Source organism: Ottowia thiooxydans, assembly GCF_040548795.1.
In the GTDB taxonomy this organism is placed as follows: domain Bacteria; phylum Pseudomonadota; class Gammaproteobacteria; order Burkholderiales; family Burkholderiaceae_C; genus Ottowia; species Ottowia thiooxydans_A.
This window is the reverse complement of the sequence record NZ_JBEPSH010000001.1, coordinates 25179-47879: the sequence shown is the minus strand read 5'-3', so window position 1 is coordinate 47879 and position 22701 is coordinate 25179. Positions and strand designations below refer to the sequence as shown.

Annotated in this window: 20 protein-coding genes; 16 read left to right on the top strand and 4 right to left on the bottom strand. The window is 57.1% G+C overall.

What is annotated here, in order from left to right:
- Positions 1–30: 30 nt before the first annotated feature.
- The 3 genes from infB to rimP form a co-directional block, all read right to left on the bottom strand.
- Entirely contained in the window at positions 31–3210 is a 3180-nt protein-coding gene (infB, locus tag ABIE13_RS00210) for a translation initiation factor IF-2 (RefSeq protein WP_354440120.1), read from the bottom strand.
- 24 nt (positions 3211–3234) lie between these two features.
- Positions 3235–4719, bottom strand: coding sequence for a transcription termination factor NusA (gene nusA, locus ABIE13_RS00205; RefSeq protein ID WP_354440119.1), 1485 nt, complete (start codon positions 4717–4719; stop codon positions 3235–3237).
- A gap of 68 nt (positions 4720–4787) precedes the next feature.
- Positions 4788–5387: a ribosome maturation factor RimP gene (rimP, locus tag ABIE13_RS00200; protein WP_354440117.1), complete on the bottom strand. Its 600-nt coding sequence runs from the start codon at positions 5385–5387 to the stop codon at positions 4788–4790.
- Positions 5388–5696: 309 nt separating this feature from the next.
- Between rimP and ABIE13_RS00195 the strand changes: the two genes are divergently transcribed.
- The 10 genes from ABIE13_RS00195 (at position 5697) to ABIE13_RS00150 (ending at position 14930) form a co-directional block, all read left to right on the top strand.
- Complete coding sequence (locus ABIE13_RS00195) at positions 5697–5954, top strand: acyl carrier protein (RefSeq protein ID WP_354440116.1); 258 nt, start codon at positions 5697–5699, stop codon at positions 5952–5954.
- A 13-nt stretch (positions 5955–5967) separates the two neighbouring features.
- Positions 5968–7242, top strand: a complete 1275-nt coding sequence (locus tag ABIE13_RS00190) for a beta-ketoacyl-[acyl-carrier-protein] synthase family protein (RefSeq protein WP_354440115.1) — start codon at positions 5968–5970, stop codon at positions 7240–7242.
- 47 nt (positions 7243–7289) lie between these two features.
- Positions 7290–7574 carry a phosphopantetheine-binding protein gene (locus ABIE13_RS00185; RefSeq protein WP_354440113.1) on the top strand — a complete coding sequence of 95 codons (285 nt, stop codon included), beginning with the start codon at positions 7290–7292 and terminating at the stop codon, positions 7572–7574.
- 35 nt (positions 7575–7609) lie between these two features.
- Complete coding sequence (locus ABIE13_RS00180) at positions 7610–8953, top strand: AMP-binding protein (RefSeq protein WP_354440112.1); 1344 nt, start codon at positions 7610–7612, stop codon at positions 8951–8953.
- Between the two features lie 156 nt (positions 8954–9109).
- Complete coding sequence (locus tag ABIE13_RS00175; protein ID WP_354440111.1) at positions 9110–9454, top strand: hypothetical protein; 345 nt, start codon at positions 9110–9112, stop codon at positions 9452–9454.
- Entirely contained in the window at positions 9451–10365 is a 915-nt protein-coding gene (locus ABIE13_RS00170) for an LpxL/LpxP family acyltransferase (protein ID WP_354440109.1), read from the top strand. Before ABIE13_RS00175 ends, ABIE13_RS00170 begins: the two co-directional genes overlap by 4 nt.
- A complete protein-coding gene (locus ABIE13_RS00165) occupies positions 10250–10936 on the top strand; it encodes an outer membrane lipoprotein carrier protein LolA (protein ID WP_354440107.1) in 687 nt (228 codons plus the stop codon). Before ABIE13_RS00170 ends, ABIE13_RS00165 begins: the two co-directional genes overlap by 116 nt.
- 11 nt (positions 10937–10947) lie before the next feature.
- The gene (locus ABIE13_RS00160) at positions 10948–13356 is read left to right on the top strand and encodes an MMPL family transporter (protein ID WP_354440106.1); all 2409 of its coding nucleotides are present in this window, start codon (positions 10948–10950) and stop codon (positions 13354–13356) included.
- Complete coding sequence (locus ABIE13_RS00155; protein ID WP_354440105.1) at positions 13353–14036, top strand: phosphatase PAP2 family protein; 684 nt, start codon at positions 13353–13355, stop codon at positions 14034–14036. Before ABIE13_RS00160 ends, ABIE13_RS00155 begins: the two co-directional genes overlap by 4 nt.
- 168 nt (positions 14037–14204) lie before the next feature.
- Positions 14205–14930, top strand: coding sequence for a lysophospholipid acyltransferase family protein (locus ABIE13_RS00150; RefSeq protein WP_354440104.1), 726 nt, complete (start codon positions 14205–14207; stop codon positions 14928–14930).
- 210 nt (positions 14931–15140) lie between these two features.
- Here the strand turns inward: ABIE13_RS00150 and ABIE13_RS00145 are convergent, their stop codons facing one another.
- Positions 15141–16094: a LysR substrate-binding domain-containing protein gene (locus tag ABIE13_RS00145; protein WP_354440103.1), complete on the bottom strand. Its 954-nt coding sequence runs from the start codon at positions 16092–16094 to the stop codon at positions 15141–15143.
- 102 nt (positions 16095–16196) lie between these two features.
- Here ABIE13_RS00145 and ABIE13_RS00140 point away from each other — a divergent pair, with 102 nt between their 5' ends.
- The 6 genes from ABIE13_RS00140 (at position 16197) to ABIE13_RS00115 (ending at position 22614) form a co-directional block, all read left to right on the top strand.
- Positions 16197–17417, top strand: a complete 1221-nt coding sequence (locus tag ABIE13_RS00140) for a CaiB/BaiF CoA transferase family protein (RefSeq protein ID WP_354440102.1) — start codon at positions 16197–16199, stop codon at positions 17415–17417.
- Positions 17418–17426: 9 nt separating this feature from the next.
- Positions 17427–18224 (top strand): enoyl-CoA hydratase/isomerase family protein, encoded by a 798-nt coding sequence (locus ABIE13_RS00135; RefSeq protein ID WP_354440100.1) that lies wholly within the window; start codon positions 17427–17429, stop codon positions 18222–18224.
- A gap of 2 nt (positions 18225–18226) precedes the next feature.
- Positions 18227–19393, top strand: a complete 1167-nt coding sequence (locus ABIE13_RS00130; protein WP_354440099.1) for an acyl-CoA dehydrogenase family protein — start codon at positions 18227–18229, stop codon at positions 19391–19393.
- Between the two features lie 2 nt (positions 19394–19395).
- A complete protein-coding gene (locus tag ABIE13_RS00125) occupies positions 19396–20448 on the top strand; it encodes an acyl-CoA dehydrogenase (protein WP_354440098.1) in 1053 nt (350 codons plus the stop codon).
- A gap of 41 nt (positions 20449–20489) precedes the next feature.
- Complete coding sequence (locus tag ABIE13_RS00120; RefSeq protein ID WP_354440096.1) at positions 20490–21455, top strand: Bug family tripartite tricarboxylate transporter substrate binding protein; 966 nt, start codon at positions 20490–20492, stop codon at positions 21453–21455.
- 373 nt (positions 21456–21828) lie between these two features.
- The gene (locus tag ABIE13_RS00115; protein WP_354440094.1) at positions 21829–22614 is read left to right on the top strand and encodes a glycosyltransferase family 2 protein; all 786 of its coding nucleotides are present in this window, start codon (positions 21829–21831) and stop codon (positions 22612–22614) included.
- Positions 22615–22701: the final 87 nt, after the last annotated feature.

Below are 22701 nucleotides of genomic sequence, written 5' to 3'. Positions count from 1 at the left end.
CTCTTGAGAGGCAAGGGCGTTGACCCCGTTTTACAGCGTGCGCGCGATCTCCTTGATCTCGAAAATCTCCAGCTGATCGCCTTCGCGGATGTCGTTGTAGTTCTTGAGCTTGATACCGCACTCAAAGCCCTCTTTGACTTCGCGGACGTCATCTTTCATACGCTTGAGCGAATCAAGCTCACCTGTGTAGATGATGACGTTGTCACGCAGCAGACGGAAGCGAGCATCGCGACGGACGACACCGTGTGTGACCATACAGCCGGCCACAGTACCGATCTTCGAAGCCACGAACACGGTGCGGATTTCCGCATGACCGATAACTTCTTCCTTCTGTTCGGGCGCCAACATGCCCGACATGGCTGCCTTCAGCTCATCAACAGCGTCGTAAATGATGCTGTAGTAATGAATGACCACATCGTTACCTTCGGCCAACTTGCGAGCGCCGACGTCTGCACGGACGTTGAAGCCGATCACCAGTGCCTTCGAGGCAATAGCCAAGTTGATGTCGGATTCACTGACACCACCCACGCCGGCGTAAACCAGCTGAACTTTCACCTCGTCGGTGGATAGTTTCAGCAACGACTGTGCAAGTGCTTCTTGCGAGCCCTGTACGTCGGCCTTGATGATGATCGGCAACTGCTGGACTTCACCGGAGGTCATGTCGGTGAACATGTTCTCCAGTTTGGCAGCTTGCTGTCTTGCCAACTTGGTGTTGCGGAACTTACCAGCACGGTAGGTGGCGATTTCGCGCGCACGGCGCTCATCTGCCATGACCATGAAGTCGTCGCCAGCTTGTGGCACTTCAGTCAAACCCTGGATCTCAACCGGGATCGAAGGGCCCGCTTCCTTGATAGACCTGCCATTTTCGTCGAGCATGGCGCGAATACGGCCAGATGTCTGACCGGCGAGAACCACGTCACCTGCCCGCAGAGTGCCGGACTGAACCAAGACCGTAGCCACAGGACCACGTCCTTTATCGAGTCGGGCTTCGATCACGATACCTTTGGCCGCAGCATCCACTGGGGCCCTCAGCTCGAGAACTTCAGCCTGCAACAGGACTTGCTCAAGCAGGTCGTCCACGCCCTGGCCAGTTTTAGCCGACACAGAAACGAAGGGCGAATCGCCGCCAAACTCTTCTGGCACGACTTCTTCGGCGACGAGTTCAGACTTGACGCGCTCTGGATTGGCATCCGGTTTGTCGATCTTGTTGATGGCCACCACAATCGGCACACCCGCAGCTTTTGCGTGCTTGATGGCTTCTTTTGTTTGCGGCATGACGCCGTCATCGGCGGCCACCACCAGGATGACGATGTCGGTGGCTTGGGCACCACGAGCACGCATCGCTGTAAAGGCTTCGTGGCCGGGAGTGTCCAGGAAGGACACGACGCCACGAGGCGTTTCCACGTGATAGGCGCCAATGTGTTGCGTGATGCCGCCTGCTTCGCCAGACGCCACTTTGGCGCGACGGATGTAATCGAGCAGCGACGTCTTGCCGTGATCGACGTGGCCCATGACGGTGACCACAGGCGCACGAGGCAAGGCCTCAGCAGCTTGCGCTTGCACTTCGACTTCAGTGAAGGCCTCTGGATCGTCCAGAGCAGCGACAACTGCTTTGTGACCCAGGTCTTCGACCAAAATCATGGCGGTGTCCTGGTCAAGTGGTTGGTTGATGGTGACCATCTGACCCAACTTCATCAACTGCTTGATGACCTCGGATGCCTTGATCGCCATTTTGTGGGCGAGCTCAGCAACCGTAATGGTTTCAGGCACGTGCACCTCGATGACGCGCTGCTCGGTCTGAGCAGCTTGCATCGGCATATCGCGATGGTCGCGATCACCTCGACGTCCACGCGGACCGCTGCGCCAATTGCCGCCACGTCCAGCACCGCCAGAGGTGTCGCCACGAGTTGGAATGCCCTTTTTCTTGGCCGGATCGCCAGCCCAGCTAGAGGACAGCTTGGCCGATTTGACCTCTTTGTTTCCAGACGGCGCAGCCGCGCCGGCACCAGGGGCGCCCCCAGCACCGGCGGGTCTGACCGCACCGGTGGCGGGTTTATGCAGCGTTCCCTTGACACCAGCAGCCTTAGGCGCCTCAACCTTTTTCGGCTCTTCAGGCTTCTTGGCCACGAGGACGCGCCTAGGCGCGTTCATCATGTTGCGGATGGCCTCGGCCTCCGCCAGAGCCTTGCGACGACGCTCATCCTGCTCACGCTGGCGCGAAGCCTCGTCTTCTGGTTCGGTTTTGGCTGCCACTGCAGGTGCAGCAGGAGCGGTGATCGCGGGTGCGGATGTCGAATTCACAGATTGCTCAACAGGCGCCGCAGGCGCCTCAGTACTAACGGTCTCAACCTTGGCTTGCACGCTCTTATCCGACTGAGCTTGGGCAGACTCAGCTTGAGCGGCTGTCTTCTGAGCGGGTGCCTTTGATGGCTCGTCCGCAGAAGAGTCGGCAACCTGAGCGGCGCGCGCAGGCTCAGCCACCTGCTCTGGCACAGAAGCCGATTCGGAGGCAGGAGCTGACGCGGCGGAGGCCGCCACTTGAGCCCGGGCAGCGTTCGCGCTGACCTGCGCTTCACGCTGACGGCGCTTCTCCGCCTGATCTTCTTCTTGCCGGCGCATGAACTCTGCATTGCGGCGGGACTCAGCCCCGCGGCGAGCCAACTCCGCTTCATTGATAACGGAAGTGGCTTGAACAGGTGCCGACGCGGGTGCTGCTGCTGGTGCCGGTGTTGGCACTGGTACAGGCTCGGGTGCAGGGGGAGGTTCAGGGGCGGGAGCAGGCTCAGGTACTGGAGCCGGCTCGGGCGCTGGTTCAGGCGCAGGTGCAGGTGCGGGCACTGGCGCTGGCAGAGGCTCTGGAGTCGTCGCTGGCGCCTCTTCAACTTCCGAATCCATAGCGGAAATTTCGTCGTCCCGCTTGATGAAAGTGCGCTTCTTGCGAACTTCAACCTGGATGGTACGTGCCCTGCCGGTGGCGTCGGCCTGCTTGATTTCGCTGGTCGATTTCTTAGTGAGCGTAATTTTTTTGCGTGCGGCCGATTGCGTTCCGTGGCTGGTCTGCAAGTAATTCAGCAACTTCTGCTTGTCATTGTCAGTCAGAGCGTCGGTGGGGGCCGACTTGGGCACCCCCGCTGCCTGCAATTGTTCAAGCAGAGTTTCTGTCGGCTTTTTGAGTTCGTTCGCGAACTCGGAAACAGTGGTGTTCGTCATATGCTGTGCGTGTCTCCATGACCATTACTCTTGGTCTGCAAACCAGTGCTCGCGCGCCTTCACAATGAGCGCGCGGGCTTCGTCTTCGGACTGCTGGGTGATGGCGGTAAGCTCATCAACTGCCAGATCGGCAAGGTCATCACGGGACTGAATACCCGCTTCGGCCAGTTTCGCAATCAGTTCAGGCGTCAAGCCTTCAAGGTCACGCAGATCCTGAGAAACGGCGTCCACCTGTTCCTCACGAGCAATTTCAATGGTCAACAAGGCGTCCTTGGCACGGGCGCGAAGCTCATTGACCGTATCTTCATCAAAGCTTTCGATGTCCAGCATTTCCTGGATGGGCACATAGGCAACCTCTTCCAGGTTGGTGAATCCTTCTTCAATGAGGATGTCTGCAATTTCCTGATCCACATCGAGCTTTTCCATGAAAAGCTGGCGTGTGGAGCCAGTTTCTTCGGCCTGCTTCTGAGCCGATTCAGCAGCGTCCATGATGTTAATCTTCCAGCCCGTGAGGTCTGAAGCCAGGCGGACGTTCTGACCGCCACGCCCAATGGCGATGGCAAGGTTTTCTTCGTCCACGACCACATCCATGGCGTGCTTTTCTTCATCAACCACGATGGATTGCACGTTGGCCGGAGCCAGCGCGCCAATCACAAACTGGGCAGGATCTTCAGACCAGAGCACGATGTCCACACGCTCGCCAGCCAATTCATTGGTCACTGCGTTGACGCGCGTACCACGCACCCCCACACATGTACCAATGGGATCGACTCGCTTGTCGTGGCTCAGGACAGCAATCTTGGCACGGCTGCCGGGATCGCGGGCACAACTCTTGATTTCGAGAAGGCCTTGTTCGATCTCTGGCACCTCATTGCTGAACAGCTCAATCATGAACTCAGGCGCAGAGCGCGAGAGCAAAATAGGAGCGCCGCGCAAGGTCAGATCGACCTCCATGATCATGGCACGGACGCGGTCGCCATTGCGCAGGTTCTCCTTGGGGATCATCTCGCTACGGCGCAGACGCCCTTCCACGCGGCCTGATTCGACCAGGATGTCGCCTTTATCCATACGCTTGACGGTGCCAGAGAATATTTTCTCGCCGCGCGACATGAAGTCATTCAGAAGCATCTCGCGCTCAGCGTCGCGGATTTTCTGCAAAATAACCTGCTTGGCAGCCATGGCGCCAATACGGCCGATAGGCACCGACTCCACCGACTCTTCGATGTACTCGTCAACTTCGACGTCAGGAATCTGCTCTTTGGCCTCAAACAGAAGAATCTCCTGCTCGGGCAGTTGAAGACCCGCCTCATCGGGCACCACATGCCAGCGACGGAAAGTCTCGTACTCACCCGTGTCGCGATCAATCGCCACACGAATATCCACCTCGCCCTGGTACAGCTTCTTTGCCGCTTGCGCCAGCGCAGCTTCAACGGAGCCAAATACCACGTCGCGCTCGACGTTTTTCTCGCGCGAAATGGCCTCGACCAGCATCAACAGTTCGCGATTCATGATTAAGACAACTCCATATCAAATCTCCCCGCCTTAAACAAAGGCGCGGCAAGCACGGCTCTAAACCGTCAATCCTTTTCGTTTTCCGGGGCTTCCAGAGACGATTGCCCACGCCCCTTGAAATCCACCATGGGCGCCAACCGGGCGCTCTGCAATTCATCCAGCGCAAATGCCATGACATGCACCGGAGGAGGCGCCCGCTTTGCGCTCACGCGCTGCCCCGGCTTGACCACCACCTCGTCGCTCCAGATGATTTGCCAACCCGCAGGCTCAGCACGCTGCAGCGTGCCGCGAAACTTCTTTCGATTGGCGTTGACCTGACCTGCAGCCGCAGCAACCCCCAAGGGAGCCTTGAGCACCAAATCAACCACCTGCCCTTGAAAACGCTCGAAATCCAACTCGTTGCGCAGAGGCCTGTCGATACCGGGCGAGGACACCTCAAGCCGCTTGTAATCAACACCCTCGACTTCCAGCACATACTGAAGTTGACGTGTTACGCGCTCACAATCCTCAACAGTGATAGAGTGGACCACGGTATCACTGGGGTTCCAGGGAAGATCTATGGAAACGCGCAGCAACCCGCCAGCAGAGCGCTCCGTCTCTACCGGTTCAAATCCGAGCCCGCGAACGGTATCGTCAATCGTTTGCTGCAGCGCAACACTCGTCAAATTATTTACCCCGGGCCATTAGGGCCTCAAAAACGAAAAAGCATAAAAAATGGGCGGTAGCAACCCGCCCATTTGGTCGTGAATTAATGTAATTCTACCACGAAAGCGCAGACTCTTGGACTCGGTTATGCGCTTACCAAGCTCAGCCCTGCTCTTCGCATATCATCTAGGCACCCTCTGCAAAATCCATCGTGAATACCGGGTGACGGACCCAGTCTCAAGAACGCTTTTGCAAAGGGACACGACGAGCCAATTCAGCGTAAGAATGAACACCGCGAAGGTGCCTGACAAGTGAATATATTGGAGCTAATGAGGGAGTTTCTAGCCGACCGGCTGGAAATACCGGGAGAAAAAGTCGTGCCCGAGGCTAAATTGGCTGATCTGGGCGTCGATTCCTTGATGTTTGCAGAAATGCTGTTCGAGCTGGAAGACAGAGCGAAGACCGAGCTGGACATCCGCTCGGCCGACGCTCTGCCTGAAACCGTGGGTGAATTGGTGGGCTTGATTGAAGCCCATCTTCAAACCGGAGCTGCTGAGCTCCCGGTACCGCCCAGCGCAGCGCATTGAGCCCATCGCAAGAATGTTTCACAGAGTAGCCGTCACCGGGCTCGGCATTGTCAACCCGTTTGATGCTGAAGGCGCGCCCGCTTCTGACGGAGTGACTGATTTCTTCCAGCGGGTCGCCGGCGGACAATCCGCCATCTCTCTCTATGAGACAGAGGATATTCCCCGGGCGATTTCTGTTCCGGCCGTGCAATGCGCCGCGTTTCGGCCAGATTTGAGATTGGGCAAGGCCTTGTCAACCATGATGGAGCGCTTTGCCCAGTTGGGCGTCGCTGCGTCGTTTGATGCATGGAAAGACGCAGGCTTTGATCGCGACTACACCAAAGCCTCAGGAAGGTCCGGCGCAAGTGGCGTGGCCTGGGGCACTGCCCTGGGCGGGCTGATGGCATTTGAGCGCGGTTATCGAGATTTCTGGCAACACGGACGCGAGCGCGTGCCTCCCATGTCTGTAGTGTTGGGCATGAACAACGCCGCGGCAGGGCATATCTCTATTCAGTTGGGCCTGGGCAATACCGCCCTCACCTACTCAGTGGCCTGCGCCTCAGCGGCCACTGCGATCGGCGAAGCATTCCGCCAAATTCGCAGCGGTCGGGCCAAAATCATGGTGGCGGGTGGTTCCGACGCCACACTCGCCTACGCAGTGGTTCGCGCCTGGGAGGCTCTCAAGGTGCTCGCCCCAGGCGATAGCGAGACCGCACCCCAGGCTTGCAAGCCTTTTCACCCGGACCGCGCAGGACTGGTTTTGGGAGAAGGAGCTGCGGCACTTGTCCTCGAAGACTGGGATCATGCCGTGGCGAGGAACGCGCGCATTTATGCAGAGCTGGCCGGATACGGCGCCAACGCTGATCATGTTCATCTCGTCCGCCCTGACCAAAGCGGTCAGGTAGCGGCCATGACCATGGCGCTCGAGGAAGCAGGCCTGTCACCCGCAGAGGTGGGCTATGTCAATGCCCACGGAACTGCCACACGCGAGGGCGATCCGATCGAAATTTCCGCCTTGCGAGCCGTATTTGGGCCGCATTCTGAAGGCCTTGGAGTAAGCGCCACCAAATCAGCACATGGGCATTTGATGGGCGCAACGGGCGCGGTTGAAGCACTGCTGACTGTTCTGGCGCTGCACTACGATACATTGCCACCAACCGCTCATCTGGATGACGTGGACGCTCTTTGCGCAGGAGTCGCGCACATTCGCGGCACAGCGCTGCGCGGCTCGAAGGTCAAAGCGGCCCTCTCCAATTCCTTTGCCTTCGGAGGCAGCAACGCAGTGCTTGCTTTCAAGGCCGCCAGTTAGCCGACCGCTTGGCACTGGTTATCAAAAAACACTTGACCCCACTTTTTATGTCTTCATCTCCTTCTGCAAACGACGCCGACGCTCTGATCCCCGAAGTGGCGCAGTTGATGGTCACCGCCTTGAATCTGGATATACAAGCTTCTGAAATCTCTCCCGACGCCCCCCTCTATGGAGACGGCCTGGGTCTGGACTCCATCGACATTCTCGAAGTGGCGCTTGCGGTATCAAAAAAGTACGGCTTTCAACTTCGCGCCGATGATGAGGAAAAGGCTGCCATTTATGCGTCGCTGCGAAATCTGACGCAGCACATTGCGAAGCACCGAACGACCTGACTGATGTAGTCGCGGGCCGGAGCTTGCGGCTGAAGATGATGCAGTACCCATTAAGCAGCCATTTGCCGGAAGATGTGATTGCCCATCGACCCGGCGAGTTAATCACGGCCAGCCAGTTTTATCAGCAAGCCGTGGCTCTCGCACGCGAGTTGCCTGAAACTTCATACATCATCAACACGTGCCAGGATCGCTATCTGTTCATGCTGGGTTTTGCCGCCGCTGCTTTGTCCGGCAAGATCACCTTGATGCCCTCCAGCTTTGCGCCCAATACGATCTCGCAGTTGCAATCACGCTATCCGGGTTTGCTTTGCGTTCATGATGGCCGGGACCAGGCTCAGGGCTTACCCGATTTCTTGATCACTGGCCGTGCTCTCGCCAATATCGCCGATCTCGGCGTGGCAGAGGTGCCTCAGATAGACGCGGAGCAGGTGGTTTCCATAGTCTTTACTTCGGGCTCTACTGGTGAGCCCACCGCGCATTCCAAGCGCTGGGGGCTTCTTTGCCGCAATGGTGCGTCCGAGTCCGAACGCTTGCAAGCCAAAGGCACGACCATCGTTGCGACCGTCCCGCCGCAGCACATGTATGGTTTTGAATCCAGCGTTTTGCTGGCACTTCATGGTGGCTCCAGTATCTGGAACGGTAAGCCCTTCTATCCAGCAGACATCATTGACGCACTCCATGCAGCGCCCAGTCCGCGCATGCTTGTCACGACGCCCTTCCATCTTTCAACCTTGATGGCGGCCAACCTTCCCTTGCCGTCGTGCGACATGGTCCTCAGCGCTACGGCACCATTGCCCTTGCCTCTGGCGGAACGGGCAGAACAGGAATTTAAAGCACCTCTGCTGGAAATCTATGGCTGCACTGAAAGCGGGCAAGTGGCGAGTCGGCGCCCCTCTCACAACCCAGCCTGGGAGTTGCTTCCAGGAGTGAAAATGGATGCAAGGCAAGACGGCGCCTGGGTGTTTGATGGTCATGTGGAAGGCCGTGTGCAGCTGTCTGACCACATCGAAGACCAGGGCGACGGGCACTTCATTCTTTTGGGGCGTCATGAGGATATGGTCAACGTTGTGGGCAAGAGGACATCCATCCCCTACCTCAATTCGCAACTGCAAGCCATTCCAGGCGTTGTAGACGGATGTTTTCTGCAGCCTGACCCCTCGACCGAGGACGCCAAGGATCTCGAAACTGTACAGCGCCTCGTTGCCTTGGTTGTCGCGCCTACCCTGGAGACCCGAGAAATACTCGCGCAATTGCGTTCACGGATCGATGCCGTTTTTCTCCCCCGCCCCGTGCTGCGAGTCGATGCACTTCCACGCAATGCCACAGGCAAGCTCGTTCGATCTGAACTCCTTGCTCTATACGACAAGCACCGCTCATGAAAAATTGTTGGGTCTCATGCCGCCTCTCTGCGCACCGGGGGGCGCTTTTCATCTTGGGAGCGGCCCTGCGATGAAAAATATGCCCCCACGCTCACCTGCTTCGCATGGATCGCTGCCCCCCAGGGGGGCGCTTTTCATCTTGGGAGCGGCCCTGCGATGAAAAGGATCCTCAATTGGCAGGACTGGCCAGTGCTTGGGCGCTGGCAGGTAAGCCCTGACCATCCGGCGCTGGAGGGGCATTTCCCGGGAACGCCTGTGGTACCCGGGGCCCTTTTGCTCAGTTGGTTTTTGCAGCAGCTCACTCGTTCAACTGGATGTGCTGTGGCAGAGATCAGGGAGACACGCTTTTCTGGAGTGGCATTGCCTGGAGCACAGCTTGAGTCCCGCGTTTCGGTCAATGGTATGGATACCCGGTTTGCCATCGTGGACAGCAGTTCAGAACCAGCGCGTGTTGTCGCCTCGGGATGGGTGATTGTTGCCAGTGGAGACGCGGCAGCATGAAGCCCACGTCTGCTCGCAAGGCTTCGTGGGCGCAAAGCCCGGAGCGCAGTTCCATGGCTGCACTGCGCTTCATGAGCTGGCTCTCGCTTACTCTGGGACGCAGGATCAGCCGCCTGGTGCTTTATCCGATTGCCCTGTACTTCCTGCTGTTCTCTCCCTCAGCTAAAAAGGCTAGTAAAACCTTTCTAAGCCGCGCCCTCGGACGCCCAGCGCGGCTGCGTGATGGTTTCAAGCATGTGCTGGCGTTTGCCTCAGTGGTGCATGACCGTGTGTACTGGCTTCGCGGCCGTTTCGAACTTTTTGACCTTAAAGTCTCAGGCGAGCAGAGCATCGCCGTTCCACATGCAGAAGGCCGAGGCATTGTGTTGTTGGGAGGACATTTTGGAAGTTTCGAGGCATTGCGCGTATTAGGCGAGCGCCACGCTATTGATGCCAAGATGCTGATGTACCCCGACAACGCACGCATGGTGACCGCGGTGCTGGCCGCCATCAACCCGGCCTTGACGGACAGTGTCATTTCTCTTGGGCGGCCAGAATCGATTCTCCATGTTCGGGAGCACCTGTCCACGGGGGGCTGTGTGGGCATACTGGCTGACCGCACGCTGGATAGCAACAACACGCGCGCACTGTCATTTCTTGGCAAGCCCGCCCCCTTCCCCTTGGGACCCTTTCGCCTTGCGGCCATGCTCCGCGCGCCAGTGGTTTTTATGGCAGGAACCTATCTGGGTAGCAATCGGTACCATCTTCACTTTGAGCCTGTCCTCGATTTTTCCGAAGTCGCGATTCAAGACCGCGATGCAGCCATCACCTCCGCTCAAGACCGCTACGTCGATCTGCTGCAGCAGCATTGCAAGAGCACTCCCTGGAACTGGTTTAATTTCTATGATTTTTGGCAAGAAACTCCTCAGTGAATCCCGATCTCGCAGGCTTGTGGTGCTTGCAGTATTGGCCTGCGCAACAGCAACGCCTGTCTGGGCAAACTGGAACATCGACGCACTGATGAAGCAGCTTTCTCAGCATCCAGGAGGCAGTGCACGCTTCACGGAAACGAAGAAGCTTTCTGTTCTGGACACCCCCGTAGTGAGTTCCGGCACTTTGCTTTTCAGCCCGCCTGACCGGTTGGAAAAGAACACGCTCCTCCCAAAGCCGGAGTCCATGGTGCTGGAACGCGACCGCTTGACGCTTGTGCGCGATGGAAAAAAACGAGAAATACGTTTGCAGCAGTACCCGGAAGCGATGGGCATCGTCGAAGCCATTCGCAGCACACTGCTTGGCAATCAATCCGTGCTGCGGCAGCACTACGCTCTGCAACTACAAGGCACAGAAGCGAATTGGCGATTGGTGCTGACTCCAGCCGAAGAACGGACGTCGCGCTGGATCACGCAAATCCTGATCAGCGGCAAGAGCAACCAGGTTACGACCGTAGAAACACTGCAGGCCGATGGCGATCGTTCCGTGATGGCTATTGAACCCCACAAGTAAGGTCAGCGCCAATGCCTTCGACTTCAGTACGCGCCGGCTCCTCACGCGGCGCGCTATGGCTTTGGGCCTTGATCATGGTCTCATGCGTCGCGATTGTGGCGACAAGCCGGTTCAGCACCGATATGTCGGCCTTTCTGCCCAAGGACCCGGATGCGCGCCAGCGCCTGCTGGTTGATCAGATTCGTGAAGGCGCCCTCTCACGCATGGTGTTGATGGGCATTGACGGCGGTACTTCATTGGCCCGCGCAGATGCATCTCGCGCCCTGGCGGCAAAGCTGCGTGCCAGCAGTGAATTTGTAGGCGTGGTCAATGGCGATGAAGCCAGTCGCGAGCATGACCAGGAACTGGTGCTCAATTACCGATATTTGTTGAGCCCGGCCGTGACTTCGGAGCGATTCAGTGCTGCCGGTCTGCACGAGGCCATCTCTCAGACCGTAGCCGACCTCTCTGGCTCTGCTGGCCTTTTGCTGAAAAGCCTGCTGCCGCGTGACCCAACGGGTGAATTGGTCAGGACGCTCGATTCCATTTCAGGCGCCAATATGCCTTCTACCAGCGATGGCGCCTGGGCTTCGGCCGATGGTGAACGCGCCTTGCTGGTCACCATGACCTCTGCCTCCGGCACCGACACCGATGCTCAAGAGCGCACCTTGGCAAACATTCAGGCAGCCTTTGACGAAGCCAATCCCACCGGGGAGTTGCGTCTGCTGATGTCCGGTACGCCGGTGTTTTCCGTCCACGCGCGCAGCACCATCAAATCCGAGGTGGAACGCCTTTCATTGATTGGTAGTCTCACGGTGTTCGCATTGCTGTTTGCCGTGTATAGGTCCATACGCAATGTGGTGATTGGATTGATTCCTGTGGCATCGGGCATTCTTGTGGCCGTTGCGACAGTAGGACTGGGCTTTGACACCATCCACGCCATCACCATAGGGTTTGGAACAACCCTGATTGGCGAATCGATCGACTACAGCATTTATTACCTGGTGCAAGCCCATGACCCCGACACATGGCGACGCAGCTATTGGCCTACTATCAGGTTGGGCGTTGCCACCTCAGTGTGCGGGTTCGCGGTGCTCCTGTTTTCCAGTTTTCCGGGGCTGGCGCAACTGGGCGCTTATTCTGTCGCGGGCCTGATCGCCGCAGCGGCCATCACCCGTTTTGTACTTCCTGCCTTGCCCACCGCGCCCGTTCCCATGGAACGCATTGAGTGGCTGGGTGCGCGCATGGCCAGCCTGAGTACTTGGGCACGCCGCTTGCGGTGGCCGGTGGCCGCTCTGGCGCTGGCAGCCTTGGTGGTCGTCATCATGGGACGTTCGCAACTGTGGTCAGAAGGCCTCTCAGGTTTGAATCCCGCGCCTATGGACCTGCAGAAAATTGACGAGGAATTGCGCAAAGATGCCGGGGCGCCAGATCTGACCCACATGGTGGTCGTCTCAGCCGCCACACAGGACGCGGCGCTGGCGGCTGCAGAGCAGATCGAGAAGCAACTGCAGCCCCTGATTGACAGCGGCAAGATCCGGGGAATCGAAACTCCTGCGCGCTTCATGCCCAGCCAGGCCACGCAGATCGCGCGCAGAAGTGCCCTCCCCGAAGAACCGGAGCTGCGCCAGCGCCTGACGTCAGCACTGAGCGGTCTGCCGCTTCAAGCGGCAAGGCTTGAACCCTTCATAGAAGATGTTGCGAATGCGCGTACGGCGCCGGAACTCAATGCCAAGGTGCTGCAGGGCACCAGTTTCGCTTTTGCCGTGCAGAGCCTTCTACTGCAGCGCGCTGAAGGCTGGTCTGTCTTGATGCCAATCAAAATGCCTGAAGGTGGGGGCGCGACTGAGGCAGCTGCAGCCAAGGCAGCCGCCAACACGCTGCTCGCGTCACCGGGACCGGGCATTGATGTGTTCTATCTGGATCTGGAAGAACAAGCCACCAGCATGTTCGGTCAGTACTTGCAACAAGCACTTATGCTTGCCACGATAGGTGGACTTTGTGTGGTGCTTTTGCTTGCGGTTGCGTTGCGCAACCCGGTTCAGGTTCTCAAGGTAGTGCTCCCGCTGGCAGGTGCCGTGGTTCTGGTGATGGCTGGACACGTCCTTGGAGGGGTGCGAATGACTCTGCTGCACTTGGTCGGCCTGCTGCTTATCATTGCCGTGGGATCCAACTACGCACTGTTCTTCCATCAGCGTGTGGGCGATGACACGCCAGGGTCAACGCCAGGAAGCACAGGCCTTCCTCGCGCGACAGCTCTGGCGTCCTTGGCCATGGCCAATATCTCCACCATGATTGGATTTGGCGTTCTGTCATTTTCAAAGGTTCCCGTACTTCACGCCGTCGGGGCTACTGTAGGGCCGGGCGCCTTGCTGGCCATGCTGCTTGCCATGAGTTGGTCAGGCGGCGAAAGTGTGAATGACACTCAAGGACGCGCATGACAAAAACCGCTCTGTCCCATAAAAGTGCCAGTCCCTGGCTAGAGGACATGCGCCGACGATTTCGGACCCTGCCTTTTCTGAAAGCTACAGGCAACACTGTATTTCTGTTTATTTTTTTCTACCTGTATCTCTACATACAGCGCAATCCGGTCTTCGAGGTCACTCAAATACCTGCTACCCAGCTTGACCGCTGGATAGGCTTTCAACCATGGGCACTGGCTTTGTATCTCTCGCTCTGGGTCTACACAACATTGCCTGTAGCACTTCAACCAGACTTGAAGCAACTCACCAAGTATGGCCTGCATATTGGCTTGATGTGCGCCCTCAGCCTGCTGATTTTCGTTTTCTGGCCAACTTCCGTGTCAGCGGCGGTAGGACCGCGCGAAGGAGGCGGGATGTTTGCGATGATGTACGCCGTAGACACGAATGGAAACGCCCTCCCCTCACTGCACGTGGCAGCAGCCGTGTTTTCATTCATGTGGCTGCAAACCATATTTCGGTCTGTGAGAGCACCCATATGGTTAAGGGTGGTAGACGCACTCTGGTGTGCGGGCATTTGTTATTCCACACTCGCGGTCAAGCAGCACCTGCTGCTGGATGTGATTGCGGGTGGCGCACTGGGCGCGGTGGCTGGATGGCTTAGCCTGCGAAGCGCAGGAAGAGGCAAAATAGCCGGGTAACAACAGTCGGCAAATTTTGGAGGGTGTCCGACAAGCAGTTCGTGCCAGTTTAAGCATAATTCAACCTGGGCAGCGCCCGCTGGCGCAGCTTGCCCTGCGCTCACGTTTTTCTAAGCCTACCGCTCTTTTGTGCCGAAATTACTCTGGCGTGTCTATGAACCTCTAGCTATGGCCTTGGGCGTCGGACTGCTGACGCTCATTTGCCTTTCCTGGACACCGTTCGCAATGATTTTGGGCGTCGTACTTCCTGAGTCGCGCGCCAAGCATATTGGGCGCGCAGCCATTCGAACCGGGTTTCGAATTCTCCTGCGTTTGCTGGCCATTTTTTGCGGCTGCCGGTTTGATCTGCAGGAAGTCAAAGAATTCGGCCGTCGGCGGGAACCCATGGTGGTGGTAGCCAACCACCCGTCACTTTTTGACGCCATCGTCCTGGTGTCGTGCCTTCCCAATGCCGTGTGCGTCATGAAAGCCGGGCTGATGCACAACCTGCTGCTGGGTGCCGGTGCTCGGATGGCGCGCTACATAGTCAATGACTCTCCTCTGCCCATGATACGAAGTGCCATCCACGAACTTCGAGATGGCGCGTGCCTTGTGATCTTCCCTGAGGGCACACGCACCAACACCCCCCCGGTAAGCCCATGCTCCGCTACAGCGGGCGTCATTGCGGCGCGTGCTGGCGTTCCTGTGCAAGCGCTGATGATTGAAATGAGCTCCAACTACCTGGGCAAGCAGTGGCCCATGTGGCGCCCGCCTCGCCTTCCGCTCACCGTACGCGTGAGACGAGGGCAGCGCTTTGACGCTATCCAGCAACCGCAACATTTTGGGCGCGAAATTGAGCTCTATTTTCGTGAGCACCTCTCAGCCGCCCCCCTCAACAGCGCACAGAGGAATTGAAGAGAGCGCCATAAAAGCCTCTGAGAAATGGAAAATACCCACCCATTTCCACTTGCGAATGTGGATAATAAATCGCAAAGGCAGAACAAAAAAAGGAAGCATCAAGATCGCCCCCCATGCGTAGTGTTGCGGTGGACCCCATTTACGAATTGATCGCCTACGGATACCGACTAAAAATATCTATTATCTCCCCGGAAAAGCAGATATTTCTTAATTCACCCAGATTTTTGCCATAGAGCGATCAACCTCGCCAATTGAAAGCTGCTCAGTCGACACCGCGACTATATGGGGTGCAAATGCGAGCAGAAAATTACGTACTGTCGCGGGCAACCCCATTCTTTTATCAAATACTGCATACACCGTAGTGGGTTCAAACAAATGATCAACGGAACGCACGCATAAAGCAGCTCGATCGTCCTCCGTCAACGATAAACTCGTGATAATCGCAATACCCAGACCGTCACGCACACAGCTTTTTACCATGTCCACACCGATGGCACTAATGGTCACGTTCGGTGTTAAATTTCTTCGCGCAAACGCGCTGTCCAGGATATTTCGTCCCGTAAAAGCCCGGTCATAAGCGATCATCGGATATTTGACCAACGCCTCCATGGTGAGCAGCTCTAAATTGGCCAACGGATGGTTCGCTGGCATGATCAATACACGCGGCAACAGATAGCATGGAATGTAGGCAAGTCGATCAAAATGCTCGGCGAGTTCCGTCGTAACCGCAATGTGTGCTTGACCGGTATTGACCTGCTCCAAAGACTCAAGCGGAGTGGCATTGGCCAGGTTGATTCGAGTGGACGCATGGACCGACGAGAACAGCCGTAACGCTCGCGGCACCATATAGCGAGCCAGCGTGTGTGACGCCGCAACCCTGATATCCAGCAACTCAGACCGGCGTTGACGTCCCAGCTCGAGCAACCTGTCCAGATCATCGGCAATACGAAGCGCCAAATCAATGATCGGCTGCGCCTCCGGGTTGACATGCACCACTGCGTTGCGCTGCCTGATGAATAGCGTCACGTTCAACTCTTCCTCAAGTTGCCGTAACTGTCGGCTTACGCCGGGCTGAGAGGTGTGCAGTCGCCGCGCCGCTTCAGAAATACTGAGTCCGCTTCGCAGAACTTCACGAAGGTAGCGTAGCTGTTGAAGATTCATGTCATATCTCGATGTTATGGCTCCATTCATATCAAGCATTGGCCCGATAGTACCCAGGCTTGATAGGATTCTTGCTGAATCAAAAATTCAAAAGGAAAATTAATGAGAGGCGCGCTTTCTGGATATCGCATTTTAGACATGACGCGTGTATTGGCTGGGCCTTGGGCCACTCAATTATTCGCAGACCTCGGCGCGGAGGTCATAAAAATAGAACGAATTGATACCGGCGACAGCACGCGAAAGTTTGGTCCATTTTTCAAAAGCGAAGACGGCCAATCAAAACTGGCAAGCTACTTCGCCAGCGCCAACCGAGGGAAAAAATCATTGGCAATTGATTTCTCCCGCCCTGAGGCGACTGATGTTGTCAGATCTTTGGCTTGCAAATGTGATGTGCTGATTGAAAACTACAAAGTTGGCGACCTTGCACGATTTGGACTAGATTATCCAGAATTATCAAAAATCCACCCTGGTTTGGTGTATTGCTCAATTACCGGTTTTGGACAGACGGGGCCTTACCGTTATCGTGCCGCCTACGATTTAATTCTACAGGGAATGTCCGGTTTGATGAGTATCACCGGCCCCCGAGAAGATGAGCCAGGCAGTTCTCCTTACCGAACAGGTGTGGCTATGTCGGACCTGAACACCGGTTTGTACGCCGCAACATCAGTGCTCGCTGCGCTGCTCCATCGTGAGCGGAGGGGCGAAGGCCAGCATATCGACCTGTCGTTGCTGGAAGTTCAAATGGCCCTTCTTGCCAACGTGGCGCAGGGCTACCTGGCTTCCGGCGAAGAACCTGAACGCCATGGCAACCGGCATCCAACTATCACGCCCAATCAAACGTGCAGATGCAGGGACGGCTACATCAACATCGTGGCAGGCAGCACTGGGGGGCAGTTTCAAAAGTTGTGCGACGCCTTGGGTTGCCCGGAACTCAAAACTGACTCACGTTTTATGGACAACCCTTCGCGCACGCGCCATAGGGATATCTTGATTCCGTTGCTCGAAGCGCGATTGATGGAGCAAGACCGCGCTTACTGGGTCAGCAAGCTAGAGCCGCTGGGAGTCCCGTGCGGGACGGTCAATCGCGTTTCTGAGGTTTTTGACGACCCTCAGGTCCGCGCCAGAGAGGTAGTGCAGACCATGCAACACCCCAAGGCAGGCGCCATGTCTTTTGTGCGCAATCCCATCCGATTCTCAAAAACGCCGCCTCAGCATGGATTGCCCCCTGACCTGGGAGAGCACAGCAAAGAGATTCTGCGCGAACTCGCGGGTCTCAATGACCAGCAGATCGAGCATCTTATCGAAATCGGATTGGTTCAATAGAGCACGTGTATGAACAACGAGTCATTTGCTTCCGTCATGGACTTCTCTCACATCCAGTTTGAAACTCACGGCCACGTCGCTGTGGTCCGAATGAACCGCCCGCCGGTCAATGCCCAGAACACCACCATGCGACAGGAATTGATACGGGCGTTCGATACCATCAACGACATGGTAGACGTTCGCTGCGTCATTCTGACCGGTAGCGGTGACAAATTTTCTGCGGGAGCTGATCTGCGCGAACGTGACCACTTCAAGGAAGCAGGTTCATACTGGGCACACAATCGCAACGCCCGCGAAGTGGGTAACGCCATAAACGAGTGTTCTCGACCGGTGATCGCCGCTATAAACGGTCCAGCCATAGGCGCTGGCTTTGGTCTCGTCATGCATTGCGATATTTGGATCGCTTCCAATGAAGCCTGGATCTCCATGCCCGAAATCAAGGTGGGCCTGGCTGGTGGAACGGCGTCCCTGCAGCGGGTGTTCGGTAAATCTCGTGCTCGCCGCATGATCTATACCGGCATGCGGGTCAGCGCTAACGAGTTGTATCGCCTGGGTTTGATCGAGGCGTCCGTTCCTCGTGACAAGCTCATGGACGAGGCGATGGCAATCGCCAACGAGGTCGCCGAAAACAGCCCAACGGCCGTGCGCATGGCCAAGGAATCCGCAAGGGTAACGACGCTCATGCCGCAACGCGATGCATATCGGTTCGAACAGAACATGACGGTCGCGCTTTCCCGGACCGAAGATGCTCGAGAAGCCCGAATGGCATTCCTTGAAAATCGCCGTCCGCTTTTCAGAGGTTGCTGACGATGACAGGAACCCATAGTGCACTCAAGGCGCTTGAAGATGAGATACGCAGCTTTGCGCGCACACAGTGTCCGACGGACTTGCGCCGCAAGGTAGCGTTGCATAAGAAGATAGGCCGTTCCGAGCTGGCCTTCTGGCAAGCTTCCTTGAACAAAAAAGGCTGGGGCGCTCTGGACTGGCCCAAGGCGCATGGTGGTGCTGAATGGGACATAGCAAGTCGTTTTTTGTTCGAGCGCGTCATGGCGGAGGAGAACTGTCCCGTTCAATATCACCACGGTATTCGCCAGATCGGGCCGGTATTGATTCGCTTCGGCAATGATGCACAGCGGCAGCGCTATCTTCCCAGGATACTGAGCGGCGAAGAATGGTGGTGCCAGGGCTATTCCGAACCACAGGCCGGCTCGGATCTGGCCGCACTGTCCATGCGGGCTGTCCCCGATGGAAAGCACTACGTCGTCAACGGCCAGAAGATCTGGACGTCCCACGCCCATGAGTCGGACATGATGTATGCGCTGGTACGTACCGCACATAGCGGAAAGCGGCAGGAGGGCATAAGCATGCTGCTCGTTCCACTATCACTGCCCGGTATCGAGGTGCGCCCTATCCACACCATCGATGGCATGCATCACGTCAACGAGGTGTTTTTCACAGACGTCCGGGTTCCGCGTGAAAACTTGGTTGGCACCGAACACCAGGGTTGGACGTATGCACGATACCTACTTGATCGGGAACGTTTGGGTGGAACTGCGGCCATACCGCGGCTGGTGGAACTCATCCGGCACCTGGCATCGCTGCTGAAAGAAAAGAAGTCATGGCTAGGCGAGCCGAGTTACCACACCATCCGATTGCGGCTCGATTTGGCGTGGGGAGAAATCGACGGTGTCAGTGCGCTGGCCACCCAGGTCCTGGAGGACGCGCGTCTGAATCGCCCCCTCGGCGCGAATCCATCGATTCTGAGACTGACAACAACACTGCTCCATCAGCGATTGACCGAGATCGGCGTCGAACTGGACGGGCTACGCAACGCATTGCTTTTCAAAGGTTTCGCAGAAAGCGCGGACCGAGTCGAATGGATGGCTGTGCACGCATTCGGCCGCTCAAAAACCATTGCCGGTGGCACCAGCGAAATCCAACGCACGGTGATTGCGCGCGAACTGAACAAGGATTGATCATGCCCTTCGTCAAACCTTGCATATTCCCATCAGACATCCACGACGCCGCCGTAAGGCTGGCGAAGGAGACAACCGCTGAGTTAATGAACAACCAGTCAGGCGATGCGCAGGCGCAAGCTTACGGGGAGTGTCTGCGGAAGTCGACACCGCTGGGCTGGACGTTGGTCTTCATCCCGGAGTCGGATGACGGTTTTGGCGGAACTTTGACCGACGTTGCCAGCATTGCCGAGGCGATGTCTGAAGCCGCCATCCCCTACCCCGTGATGGAGATGCTCCTTGCACCCGCCATGCTCGCACGCGCCGATCCATCCAAGCGCCTGCTGTCAATGCTGAGGGATCAAGAAGGCGTGCACCTGACGGGTAGCAGCTTCGGTACCACCGTGCAGGCGTCTTTTGGCGGTACTGAACGCGCGGTATGGCCCTTTGGTGAATATGCTGACACCTTATTGGCTATGCACTCCGATGCTAACGGCTCGGCGTGCGTCACACTCGTTCCCCGCGGCAGTTGTACTGCGGTGGCAGTTGCCCAACGGCTGGACGGAGCGTCAGTGAGTCTATTGAAGGCTGAGCAGCCTACGCTCAGCCGATGCGAGCGCATCGTTCTGAACCAGCCATACGCTGAAATGGTGATCGAACTGCAGGCCGCGCAATGTCTGTTCGCCAGTGTCAGCCAAGTGGTGACCATGGGAAGAATGGTTCAGGAGACGAGAGACTATCTGGCCACCCGGCAACAGTTTGGAACCAAGCTGATCAAGCACGAAGCTCTTATGCATCGCCTGGTCGACATTTATGTGAAATACGAACTGTGCCGCGCCTCGGTATTCGAGCATGTCAGCCGCGGCGAAACGGGTGATCGGGCATCTCTCCTTCGTAACCGTCTATACGTACAGCAATGCGCCCGCGAAGCTGCCCACGAAGTCATTCAACTTCACGGCGGCATGGGGATGACAACCGATTTGCTGGCGGGCCGGCTAGCTCGGTTGACGCTCGCAATGGAGTTCGCGGGCGGCGACAGGCATTGTCTTGTCCAGGGGTTGGCACCCACCACCTGACAAAACCGAGTTCCAAACCAAATCATAAAGGAGACAATTCAATGATGAAATCGAAGATTTTCCTGGGCGCGCTACTTGGCGTCTCGGTATTGCCCGCATGGGCATCCGACTATCCGAGCAAGCCCATCCGATTGGTTGTCCCTTACGCTCCAGGAGGCAGCACCGACAACATGTCCCGCAGCCTGGCCAAGCTTCTTGCCGAGCAACTAAAGCAAGCTGTCATCGTGGACAACAAGCCAGGAGCTGGAACCATGCTGGGGACCAACGAGGTCGCGAGGTCATCTCCGGACGGGCACACTTTGGTCGTCGCCACCAACGCCTTGACTATCAACCCTAGCCTGATCCCCGGTTTTCCAGCTCGCCCTTTGGACGTACTTGCGCCCGTCGCTCTGTTTGCATCGGCGCCCAATGTGCTGGTCGTCAGTCAATCTCTTGGTGTCAGTACAGTCGCTGATCTGATCAAGATGGCCCAGTCTCAGCCCGGCAAACTGAATTACGCAACTTCCGGTATCGGAACATCCATCCACCTTGGGATGGAAGTCTTCAAACAAAGAACCCAAACGGACATTCAGCCGATTCACTACAAAGGCGCGGCTCCGGCGCGCAATGACCTCGTCGCCGGTATCACACAAATAATGCAGGGCAACGTGGCCAACTCGCTCCCCTTCATTCAGGACGGCAAGTTTGTGCCGCTGGGCGTGACATCCCTCACGCGATCGCCGCTGCTGCCAAAGGTACCCACACTCGACGAAGCTGGGGTCAAAGGCTTTGACGTCGTCACCTGGTATGGCATCCTTGCGCCCAAAAAAACACCGCAGCCCATCATCGATCAACTCAACAAGGCTATCAATGCGGTGATCAGAGACAAGGAACTGGCTGAAAAGCTGGCAGTCATGGACGGTGCGGTACCTGAAGGAGGATCACCTCAGCAATTCGGCACTCGAATCAGTAAAGACTTGGTATTTTGGCGGGAAGTCATCAAAAAAGGCAACATCACCCCTGAGTGAACGACCTCGCCATCTGCGAGCAGTTCTCACGGCAGATTCGTCAATGGGGGCGATGAATCAAGCTGTTTCGATGCAAAGCTCGCAGGAGGGTCGCCCCAGCCCCGATGATCTTGGGCGAAAAATGCGTTTCCCGATCGCTGCGCACCATCGTGCAAGCCTCGCCAATGCTTGCGCAAGTAGGCTCAGAAGGCTTCGCTTCGCGCGGTCCCACCGTCAGATCGCGCAAGCCATCTACACGCGCATAGTGCACCTTCCCTGCTGGATATGATCAGGGCATAGCTGGAATCGGTTGGACTCACCAAAATCACCGAATATCGAATTGAAGGCTGTAGAAATATCTCACTCCCGTTCTGAAAATTCCTGGATACCCCACATGGGCGATCACCCTCCTCATTCCTCTCCTCGAGCCTCATCCACACACTTGGTGCTGATACCCAGCTACAACCCCGGCCGCAAGGTGCTGGAGACAGTGCGTGCGGCGCGGGCTTACTGGACGCCGGTTTGGGTCGTCGTGGACGGCAGCACTGACGGCAGCGCTGATTGGTTACGCGAGATGGCGGCCCACGACCCAGGTTTACGCGTCATTGTCAAACCTCAGAACCAGGGCAAGGGTGCTGCTGTCCTGACTGGAATTGACCAGGCAGCGCAAGAAGGTTTCACCCATGCTTTGACGATGGATTCTGACGGCCAGCACCCTGCCGAACTCATTTCGGATTTCATGAAAGCCTCGCAAGCCTCGCCGGCAGGGATGGTGTTGGGAGTTCCGGTCTTCGGTACCGAAGCCCCTCGGCTGCGCGTATGGGGAAGAAAAGTCTCCAACGGTTGGGCTAACCTGGAAACCTTGGGGATGGGGATCGGGGATTCGCTGTACGGCTTCAGGGTCTACCCCATCGCCCCGCTCGCCCGCGTCATGCGAAACCAGCGCTTCATGCGCCGCTTTGATTTCGACCCTGAAGCCGCAGTGCGCCTTTGTTGGGCTGGCGTTCGCCCCATCAACCTGCCTGCACCAGTGCGGTATTTCACTGCAGAGGAAGGTGGCGTTTCGCACTTCAAATACCTGCGAGACAACACGTTGCTCACATGGATGCACACGAGGCTCTTCCTGGGGTTTCTTTTGCGTCTACCCTTGCTGGCTTACAGGCGTTTGTTCAGCCGATAGCGGTTGAGTTAAACACGCCCGCCAGGCACGGCCAGCCACCCCGCCAGCGAGCCAGCGAGCCAGCGAGCCAGCACAACGATGGCATGT

Excerpts from the sequence above, each read along its gene's own strand:
- nusA (WP_354440119.1), bottom strand. The coding sequence starts at position 4,719 with ATGAATCGCGAACTGTTGATGCTGGTCGAGGCCATTTCGCGCGAGAAA.
- ABIE13_RS00135 (WP_354440100.1), top strand. The coding sequence starts at position 17,427 with ATGAACAACGAGTCATTTGCTTCCGTCATGGACTTCTCTCACATCCAG.
- ABIE13_RS00185 (WP_354440113.1), top strand. The coding sequence starts at position 7,290 with ATGTCTTCATCTCCTTCTGCAAACGACGCCGACGCTCTGATCCCCGAA.
- ABIE13_RS00115 (WP_354440094.1), top strand. The coding sequence starts at position 21,829 with ATGGGCGATCACCCTCCTCATTCCTCTCCTCGAGCCTCATCCACACAC.
- ABIE13_RS00170 (WP_354440109.1), top strand. The coding sequence starts at position 9,451 with ATGAAGCCCACGTCTGCTCGCAAGGCTTCGTGGGCGCAAAGCCCGGAG.
- infB (WP_354440120.1), bottom strand. The coding sequence starts at position 3,210 with ATGACGAACACCACTGTTTCCGAGTTCGCGAACGAACTCAAAAAGCCG.
- ABIE13_RS00155 (WP_354440105.1), top strand. The coding sequence starts at position 13,353 with ATGACAAAAACCGCTCTGTCCCATAAAAGTGCCAGTCCCTGGCTAGAG.
- ABIE13_RS00160 (WP_354440106.1), top strand. The coding sequence starts at position 10,948 with ATGCCTTCGACTTCAGTACGCGCCGGCTCCTCACGCGGCGCGCTATGG.
- ABIE13_RS00120 (WP_354440096.1), top strand. The coding sequence starts at position 20,490 with ATGATGAAATCGAAGATTTTCCTGGGCGCGCTACTTGGCGTCTCGGTA.
- ABIE13_RS00190 (WP_354440115.1), top strand. The coding sequence starts at position 5,968 with ATGTTTCACAGAGTAGCCGTCACCGGGCTCGGCATTGTCAACCCGTTT.
- ABIE13_RS00150 (WP_354440104.1), top strand. The coding sequence starts at position 14,205 with ATGGCCTTGGGCGTCGGACTGCTGACGCTCATTTGCCTTTCCTGGACA.
- ABIE13_RS00165 (WP_354440107.1), top strand. The coding sequence starts at position 10,250 with ATGCAGCCATCACCTCCGCTCAAGACCGCTACGTCGATCTGCTGCAGC.
- ABIE13_RS00125 (WP_354440098.1), top strand. The coding sequence starts at position 19,396 with ATGCCCTTCGTCAAACCTTGCATATTCCCATCAGACATCCACGACGCC.
- ABIE13_RS00175 (WP_354440111.1), top strand. The coding sequence starts at position 9,110 with ATGAAAAGGATCCTCAATTGGCAGGACTGGCCAGTGCTTGGGCGCTGG.
- ABIE13_RS00130 (WP_354440099.1), top strand. The coding sequence starts at position 18,227 with ATGACAGGAACCCATAGTGCACTCAAGGCGCTTGAAGATGAGATACGC.
- ABIE13_RS00145 (WP_354440103.1), bottom strand. The coding sequence starts at position 16,094 with ATGAATCTTCAACAGCTACGCTACCTTCGTGAAGTTCTGCGAAGCGGA.
- ABIE13_RS00195 (WP_354440116.1), top strand. The coding sequence starts at position 5,697 with ATGAGGGAGTTTCTAGCCGACCGGCTGGAAATACCGGGAGAAAAAGTC.
- ABIE13_RS00180 (WP_354440112.1), top strand. The coding sequence starts at position 7,610 with ATGATGCAGTACCCATTAAGCAGCCATTTGCCGGAAGATGTGATTGCC.
- ABIE13_RS00140 (WP_354440102.1), top strand. The coding sequence starts at position 16,197 with ATGAGAGGCGCGCTTTCTGGATATCGCATTTTAGACATGACGCGTGTA.